This is a genomic window from Mesorhizobium sp. M7A.F.Ca.CA.002.09.1.1 (assembly GCF_003998555.1).
Classification (GTDB): Bacteria; Pseudomonadota; Alphaproteobacteria; order Rhizobiales; family Rhizobiaceae; genus Mesorhizobium; species Mesorhizobium ciceri.
Genome location: NZ_RZRR01000146.1, coordinates 1 through 8346 on the forward strand (window position 1 = coordinate 1; position 8346 = coordinate 8346).

Sequence of the window (8346 nt, forward strand, 5' to 3'; positions counted from 1 at the left end):
CAGCGGGATCAGCGACATCTGCAATGGCACCACCAGCAAGCCGATGATGACCGCGATCAGCAGCGCCCGGCCGGGAAACCGCATCCAGGCCAGCGCATAGGCGGCAAAGGCGGCGATCAGGATCGGGATGACGGTCGCCGGAATGGTGACGGTCAGGGAATTCATGAAAGACCGTCCGATGCCTTCGGAAAACAGCACGGTTTTGTAATTATCGGTGGTGAATTTCGGCGGCGCCGACGAAGCATAATAGACGCGCTGGCCGCGATCGCCTTCGAACGCTTTCGGGGACTGCATGACGAAGCTGCCGTCGGCATTGAGCTGCAAGGTCACGCCGTCGCCGAGATCGGCTGTGGTGCCGGCGGGATACTGCGTCGGTGCCGCCGATTTGATTCCGAAGGCGCTGATGTCGCGCTTGGTGCCGTCGCCGAAGATATTGCCCTCGAGCACGAACTTGCCGTCCTTCTCGACTTGCGCCGAGGCGGGCGGCAGCCGGCCGGCTTCCGTCTGTGTGGAACTGGCGAACGAGTTCCACCAGCCCGAGGCGATGATCTGGTTCTTGTCGCGCAGCGACGAAACCAGGATGCCAAGGGTCGGTATGGTCCAGATCGCGACGAAGATGAGCACGGCGATGTGGACGCCGAAGCGGCTGGCGAAGGAATTTCCGGTCGCGACGGCCATCTCAATGTCCTCCCGTCTCTTTGTTCGCCTGTCGGATGTTCCAGACCATGATCGGAATGACCGCAATCATGATGATGATGGCGATGGTGGCGCCGCGGCCGAAATCGCCGCCGCCGCGGAACATCCAGTCGAACATCAGATTGGCCAGCACCTGGCTGTTCCACTGGCCGTTGGTCATGGTCAGCACGATGTCGAATACTTTGAGCACCAGAATGGTGATCGTGGTCCAGACCACGGCGATGGTGCCCCAGATCTGCGGCACCATGATCTTCCAGAAGATCTGGAACGGATTGGCGCCGTCGATGACGGCGGCTTCCAGCGTTTCCTCGGGGATGCCGCGCAGGGCGGAAGACAGGATGACCATGGCAAAGCCGGTCTGGATCCAGATCAGGATGATCATCAGGAAGAAATTGTTCCAGAACGGCAGCGATATCCAGACCTGCGGCTGGCCGCCGAAATGCTGGATGATGGCGTTGAGGATGCCGATCTGCGTCTGGCCCTCGCCCCGATACTCGTAGATGAATTTCCAGATCACGCTGGCGCCGACGAAGGAGATCGCCAGCGGCAGGAAGATCAGGCTCTTGGCGATCGTGCCCCACCAGATCTTGTCCGTAAGCACGGCGATGATCAGCCCGAGGAAGGTGCAGGCGGCCGGCACCACCGCCAGCCAGATGATGTTGTTGAGGATCGAGTTGCGGAACTCGCGGTCGCCGAACGCCCATTCATAGTTCGCCAGGCCGACGAAACTGATGCCGCCGCGATCGAGGAACGACAGCCGCAGCGTCTCGACCACCGGATAGATCAGGTAAATGGTGAGGATGATCATCGCCGGGCCGACGAACAGCCATGGGCGGACCAACCCTTGCCGGCGTAGATTGTCGATGGCCGCGGCACCGGCGACGCCGCGTGACGGGAATATCAGGTCGACCAGTTTGTTGGCGCCCCAGAAATAGGCGACGCAACCGCCGACGCCGACGATGATGACGAATATGGCCGAGAAAATCTGAGCCGCCATGGGTCCCTCTCCCCCTGCGCATGACCCGACAAGGAATGACCTTGGTGACGGGGACCAGGCGCCGATTCAGTTGTTTGGAGCGCGTCATCGGCGGCTTGCGCACATTGCCGATCGCGCTTCATGTCAATGCGCTCATGACGAAAGGCTGCGGCACGGGCCGCCGTCGGATCCGGGCCGGTACGGTCCGAATCCAGTGCGAGAATGGTTGGTCGTCTACGTGCCAGCCGTCTACTTGATGGCGTCCCAGCTCTTCTGGATGTCGGTGGCGACGTCCTGTGCCGACTTGCCGCCGACCAGGTCGATCATGCCGGTCCAGAAGGCGCCGGCGCCGATCTTGCCCGGCATCAGGTCGGAACCGTCGAAGCGGAAAGTCGAGGCATTGGCGAGGATTTCGCCCTGTTTCTTCAGCGCGTCGCTGGCATAGGCATCCTTGTTGACCGACTTGAGCGGCGTCACGAAGCCGCCCTCGGCCATCCAGATCTCGTGGGCGAGCGGCATCTTCAGGAATTCGATGAACGCGCGCGCACTCTTGCTGTCCTTGGTGATCATCGCCAGCGTACCGGCGCCGAGCACGGGCGTGCCCAGTTCAGGCTTGGCGGCATAGGGCGGGAAGTAGAAGAAGTCCGCGTCCTGGCCGACCTTGGTGCCTTCCGGGAAGAAGGTCGGAATGAACGATGCCTGGTGGTGCAGGTAGCATTTCGGCGGCACCGAAAAGAGGCCCTTCGGGCTGTCGCGGAAGTCGGTCGCCGCAACCGCCTTGGCGCCGCCGTCGACCATCTTGTCGTCGGTCGCGATCTTGCCGAAAATGTCGATGGCGTTGACCACCGCCGGATCGTTGAACGGGATCTCGTTCTTCACCCATTTGTCGTAGACCTCCGGAGGCTGGGTGCGCAGCATCAGGTCTTCGACCCAGTCGGTTGCCGGCCAGCCGGTGGCACCGCCGGAGCCGAGGCCGATGCACCACGGCTTGCCGCCATCGGCGATGATCTTCTTTTCGAGATCGGCGAGTTCTTCCTGGGTCTTCGGCACCTTGTAGCCGGCTTCCTCGAAATTGTCCGGCGAGTACCAGACCAGCGACTTCACGTCGGCCTTGTAAGGGAAGGCGAAGAAGCCCGGCTTGCCGTCCTTGTCCTTGAAGGTGCCGAGATCGACCCATGACTGGCCGGCGCCGTAATTGTCCTTGACCCATTTGGCGGTGTCGTCACCGAGCGGCGTCAAAAGGCCCTTCGACGCCAGGTCCTGGATGAGGCCCGGCTGCGGCAGCACGGCGATGTTCGGCGGGCTGCCGGCCTGCGTGTCGATGACGATCTGCTGCTCGTAATTCTCCGAGGAGGAGTATTTGATCTCGACGCCGGTGGCTTCCGAGAAATAGTCGAGGACGCCGCGCACCAGGCCTTCGTCCTCGCCGCGCCACGGTCCGAAGATCGACAGCGTTTCACCCTTGAGGTCGACTTTCTTGAGCTCTTCGTAGTTCGCCCAGTTGAAGCGCTTGTCTTCGCCGGGCTTGAACTTCAGTTCGGCCTGCGCGGGCGCGTTCAGGGCGAACGTGGCAAACGCAGCACCCAGCAAAAGCATTTTCTTCATCGGTATTCCTCCCAGTGGGTCTCACACACCGGACGGAACCTCCATTCCGCCCGCCGACGCCGCAGGACTGTGACTCAGTCGGAAAGGAACCGCAACCTTTCGAAGAGTCTTCCAAAGCGCTTTGGCTTTTTCGATCACGCCATTGAATCGCGGGGAAGTCAAGAGGCTGGCGAATCAATCGATTTAGGTTCGCGCATTTTCGCCCTAAAAGTGCGTCGCAGCATGCTATTATGGCAGTGCAGCAGCAATTTTTGTTTCAAACATGCCCAAACCGCGTCTATGGTTGGGCTTCGTATGGCTCGGCCCCGGTGGCACTTGGGTCGATTCAATTTAAAAGCGCTTTGAGGGAATGGAGACTTTCGTGAACCTCAAGCAGCTCGCCCACATGCTGGCACTTTCGCAAACCACGGTAAGCCGCGCGCTGAACGGCTATCCCGAGGTCAACGAGGAGACGCGCAGGCGTGTCATGGATGCCGCCAAGCGCCATGGCTATCGGCCCAACCCGAGCGCGCGCCGGCTGGCGACCGGCAAGACCGGCATGATCGGCTATGTCCTGCCGACCGGTGCGTCCGTCGACATCGATCCGCATTTCGTCGAGTTCCTGTCCGGCCTTGGCGACTATGCCCGCTCGCACGAGCTCGACCTTGTGCTGTCGCCGGCCGACGCCGACGACCAGGAGACGACCTACCGGCGCATCGTCGCCAACCGGCAGGTCGACGCTGTTTATATCTCCTCTCCAAGGCCCGCTGACCGGCGCGTGGCGCTGGTCAACACGCTCGGCATTCCCTTCATCGTCCATGGCCGCAGTGAGGGCTTCGATTTCGACTACGCCTTCACCGACATCGACAATGAGGGCGCCTTCCACGAAGCGGCCAGGCTGCTGATCCAGCTCGGTCATCGGCGGCTGGCGCTGATCAACGGTGACGGCCGCGAGACCTTCGCCATCCATCGCGAACGCGGCGTGCGCCGGGCACTCGCCGCGAGCGGACTGACATTGATCGAACGCCATGTCTGCTCGGTCGATATGACCGAGGAGAACGGCTACCGCGCCACCAGGCGTTTGCTGGAAGGGGACGACGCGCCGACGGCGATCGCCTGCTCCAGCCTGATCATGGCGCTGGGCGTCGTGCGTGCGGTGCGCGACCTCGGCTTGAGCATCCCGGGCGACGTCTCGCTGATCGCCCATGACGATGTCTTCCCCTGGCTGAGGCCGGAGAATTTCTCGGTGCCGCTGTCGACGACGCGTTCATCGATCCGTCTCGCCGGCGCCCGTGTCGCCGAGCGGCTGGCGGCACGGATTTCAGGACTGGAGGAGGGCGCGCGAGGCGAGGTCTGGCCGGTCGACCTGGTGGTGAGAGGGTCAGTCGCCGGTGCGCCGGCGTAGCTGGAGATCAAAGCCATGTGCTCTGCGGGATCGAGTTGAGACGCGACACTCACGCCGCATCAATCTCGCCCGACGCCGGCAGTAGCGAGACCACCGCAAGGGGGCCGGATTCCGACATCTCACGCCGCGGATTTGAGGTGGTCGATGAAGGCGCGCAGCTTCGGCAGGACTTGGCGCTTGCCGGGATGATACAGGAAGACGCCCGGCGTCGTGGCGGCGATGCCGTCCAGCATCGGTTCCAGTTTACCTTCGGCTATCGGAGCTTCAGCGATTGGTCGAGGCGTCTGCGCCAGCCCGACGCCCCGCATCGCGGCCCCGAGCAATGTCGGATAATCGTGCGCTATCAGCGGGCCTGAGAGCATCGCCTCGATCGTCTCGTTGCCGTCGACGAAAGCCCAGGGCGCTATGGCGCCATTCGAACGGCGCAAGCGCAGGCAGGCGTGGTTGCGCAGATCGTCGACGCGTTCGGGGCGGCCGTGGCGTTTGAGATAGTCAGGGCTGCCGACGACCACGAACGAAAACGATGGGGTTAGCCGCACCGCGACCATGTCGACCGCAATGAACTGGCCGAGACGGATGCCGGCATCGAACCCGCCGGCCGCGAGATCGACCATCTCGTCGCTCGCGGCGATCTCCAGCTCGATCTCGGGGTAAGCCCGGCAGAACGACGCGATCATCGGCTCCAGGATCAACGGCACGACAGCGCGGGGCACGGACAGGCGCAGCAGACCGGTCGGCCGTTGGCCGATGTCACGCACGGCCTCGCCGGCCGCGACGAGTTCTTCGAAAGCAGGGCCGGCACGATCGAGGAACCGCTGGCCAGGCTCGGTCAAGCCGACGCTCCGTGTCGTGCGGACGAACAGCGCCGCACCCATGCGTGCCTCCAGCGCGCGCACCGCCTGGCTCACGGCGGACGGTGTCACGCCGAGTTGCGCTGCGGCGCGGCGGAAGTTGCGGTGCCTGGCGACAGCCAGGAACGCCTCGATGCCCTCCAGCGCACCATGTCGGACTGTGTAGTTCTGCTTCATAGGTTGTTGTTATTACGCCGGGTAGTCGAATTATGGAAGTGGGCCTAGGTATGAGCTGAACCTAGGAGACATCATGCGATGACCGATGAACTTGAAGGGGTACGCGACCATTATCGCGCGACGGGCCTGACCGAGCGGCTGAAGACGGTGTTGGCTGCCCTCGGCCCGGAGGACCAGCTCCTCACGCCCCAACAATTGGGCGTTCTCGACCAGTTTCACACCCGTGGGCTAGCTGCCACCGCCGAGCTTGCCCAATTGGCGGGGATCGCTGCCGACATGTCGATACTGGACGTCGGCTCGGGCGTCGGTGGGCCGGCGCGCTTTCTGGCTGCGACCTATGGCTGCCGGGTTACTGGCGTGGATCTCAGCGAGCCTTTCGTGGATGCCGCGCGCTATCTGACCGAGCGCACGGGACAGAGCGGGCAGCTGTCGTTCCAGACCGCCAGCGCATTGGAGCTCCCATTCGACGATGGCCGTTTCGACGCGGTGCTGTTGCAGCACGTGGCGATGAACATCTCTGACCGGACGCTGCTCTACAGCGAGATTCGGCGCGTGCTGAAGCCAGGCGGCAGGTTTGCCACATACGACGTCGTGCTGTCTGGAGGCGAGCCGCACTATCCGCTTCCCTGGGCGAGAACGCCGGCGACGAGCTTTCTCCTAACAGCCGGTGCGACGCGCGAGGCGATCGAACCGGCCAGCTTCCGCATGCTGGCATGGCAAGACGACACCGACGCCGCCAAGGCGTGGTTCGCACAGTTGCGCGCGTCGGGGCCGCCGCCTTCGCCCAATCTCGGCGTGGTGATGGGACCGGACTTCGCTGAGCTTGCGGCCAACCTCGGACGAAATCTTATGCAAGGTCGGCTCGGTATCCTGACCGCAGTGTTCGAGGCCGCATGAACCAATTGTCGAGAGGAGGCCAGATGTCCACCGAAGTCCTATTCCAAATCCATCTTGTTCTGGGCTATGTCGCGTGGCTGCTTTGCTTCGCTACATACGGTTTGCCGTGGCTCAGGTCGATGGACCGGGTCGCGGCGCAGCGCGCTGTTGCCGCTCTGCACAGCTTCCGCTTCTTCGGGCTGGTCTTCCTCGTTCCGGGTGTCGTCAGCCCCGATTTGCCTGCCGGCTTTGCCGTGTTTGCTGCCTACGGCGACCTTGCAACAGGAGTGCTGGCCATGCTGGCGCTGCTCACGGTGAGGATACCTCAGCTCTTCTGGGCGCTCGTCGTCGCCTTCAATCTGGTCGGGACGGTCGACCTCATCGTGGACTATTACCACGCCATCCAGGTCGGCCTCCCCCAGCGTGCGGGCGAACTGGGCGCCACCTACGCGATCCCGATCATCTACGTGCCGCTGCTGATGATCACGCACATCGTCGCGTTCTATTTTCTGGTGCGTCCTCCGCAAGCCGCGGCTTGGACTGTCGCAGACTAGTCCTTTGCCGCCGCCGCCTTGATGTCCAGCAGGCCGTAGCCGAAATCATTGTCGCGTCCCTTGGGGCCGAGATCCCTGGCCGTTGCCGCGAGCGCCTTTTCGATGTCGTCGGCCGAGCGATCGGGCGCGGCATGGATGAGATTGGCGATGGCGCCGCTCACGATCGCCGCGGCAAACGAGGTGCCTGTGACCACATCCGAGCCGGCGCCGCTCGGCGCCACCATCTCGACGCCGGGTGCCGAGATGAAGACATAGGCGCCGCGATTGGCCTGCGGCATCAGCCCGTCCTTGGCATCGGTGGCGGTCACCGCGACGACACCATCGAAGGCGGCCGGATAGCCATAGGGCGCCTTCGGCCCGTTGTTACCGGCTGCGGCGACCAGCACCATGCCGAGCGCGCGGGCATTGCGGCAGGCGACGCCGAGCAAATCGTTCTTCGGCCCGACAAAGCTCATATTGATGATGCGCACGTCCTGTTCCGCCGCCCAGTCGAGCGCCGACAGGATGACGTCCATGGTCGACTTGCCGTCCTCGAAGGCGCGGGCGTGATAGATTTTTGCGCCCGGTGCCATGCCTTCCAGCGCGCCGACGCCGGCGATCAGCCCGTCGATCGACGTGCCGTGATCGCGCTTTTCGATTGGCACGTCGGGCATGGCGTCGAACTGCCCGGCAATGACGCCCGAGAGCGCCGGGTTGGTGTCGTCGATGCCGGTGTCGATCACCGCGATGCGGACGTTTTCTCCGTTGGCCTGCTTGGAATCGAGTGCAATGCGGTCGAACGCATAGTTGACGATGCCGGCGGCCTGCTGCAGCGAATAGACGTGATTGGGCTCGCGCCGCTGGGTGCGGCCGTCGGCGGCCAGTTGCGCCAGCACGACGCCGACGGGCCGGCCGTCGGGAATGCCGAAGCGCACCAGTGTGGTGCCAAGCAGCCGCGACTGGCGCTGCGAGCGCACCTGCAGGCCGAAGGAGGCGGCGATCTGCTGGACAGCGCCGGCATCGCCGTCGACGGTCACCAGCACCTCGTCGGGCACGAAATCGCCAACCACCGCGCGCCGCGGCTGAACGGCAATGAGATCGGTCGGCGAGACGATCGGGCCACCGGGCGGGGGGCCGGCTTGAGTGTCGGCCGGCGGCGTCGCCGGTTCGGGCCGTGGCGTCGGCACAGGGGTCGGGGGCGGCGCCGGGGTGGGAAACCGGTCGACGATCAGGGCCGGCAGGAACACC

General features: G+C 63.9%; 7 protein-coding genes and 1 pseudogene. 3 read left to right on the forward strand and 5 right to left on the reverse strand.

The features are described 5' to 3' along the window. From EN994_RS09190 to EN994_RS09200, 3 genes and pseudogenes are all read right to left on the reverse strand, one after another. Positions 1-678 (reverse strand): annotated as a pseudogene (locus EN994_RS09190) (carbohydrate ABC transporter permease); the annotation flags it as partial. A gap of 1 nt (position 679) precedes the next feature. Next, positions 680-1693, reverse strand: a complete 1014-nt coding sequence (locus EN994_RS09195; RefSeq protein WP_063169814.1) for a sugar ABC transporter permease — start codon at positions 1691-1693, stop codon at positions 680-682. Between the two features lie 228 nt (positions 1694-1921). Then, positions 1922-3277 (reverse strand): ABC transporter substrate-binding protein, encoded by a 1356-nt coding sequence (locus EN994_RS09200; protein WP_013528261.1) that lies wholly within the window; start codon positions 3275-3277, stop codon positions 1922-1924. 361 nt (positions 3278-3638) lie between these two features. Here EN994_RS09200 and EN994_RS09205 point away from each other — a divergent pair, with 361 nt between their 5' ends. After that, positions 3639-4661 carry a substrate-binding domain-containing protein gene (locus EN994_RS09205; protein ID WP_013528260.1) on the forward strand — a complete coding sequence of 341 codons (1023 nt, stop codon included), beginning with the start codon at positions 3639-3641 and terminating at the stop codon, positions 4659-4661. A 119-nt stretch (positions 4662-4780) separates the two neighbouring features. Here EN994_RS09205 and EN994_RS09210 read toward each other — a convergent pair whose 3' ends face one another. Next, positions 4781-5689 carry a LysR family transcriptional regulator gene (locus tag EN994_RS09210; RefSeq protein WP_063169815.1) on the reverse strand — a complete coding sequence of 303 codons (909 nt, stop codon included), beginning with the start codon at positions 5687-5689 and terminating at the stop codon, positions 4781-4783. 78 nt (positions 5690-5767) lie between these two features. Here EN994_RS09210 and EN994_RS09215 point away from each other — a divergent pair, with 78 nt between their 5' ends. Both EN994_RS09215 and EN994_RS09220 read left to right on the forward strand, forming a co-directional pair. Further along, positions 5768-6586 (forward strand): class I SAM-dependent methyltransferase, encoded by an 819-nt coding sequence (locus tag EN994_RS09215; RefSeq protein ID WP_063169816.1) that lies wholly within the window; start codon positions 5768-5770, stop codon positions 6584-6586. 23 nt (positions 6587-6609) lie between these two features. Further along, positions 6610-7119 (forward strand): hypothetical protein, encoded by a 510-nt coding sequence (locus tag EN994_RS09220; protein WP_013528257.1) that lies wholly within the window; start codon positions 6610-6612, stop codon positions 7117-7119. On the opposite strand, the gene EN994_RS09225 is transcribed toward EN994_RS09220, so the two are convergent. Then, the coding region (locus EN994_RS09225) for a S8 family serine peptidase (RefSeq protein ID WP_245466001.1) at positions 7116-8346 on the reverse strand (1231 nt) is incomplete at its 5' end. The genes EN994_RS09220 and EN994_RS09225 overlap by 4 nt on opposite strands.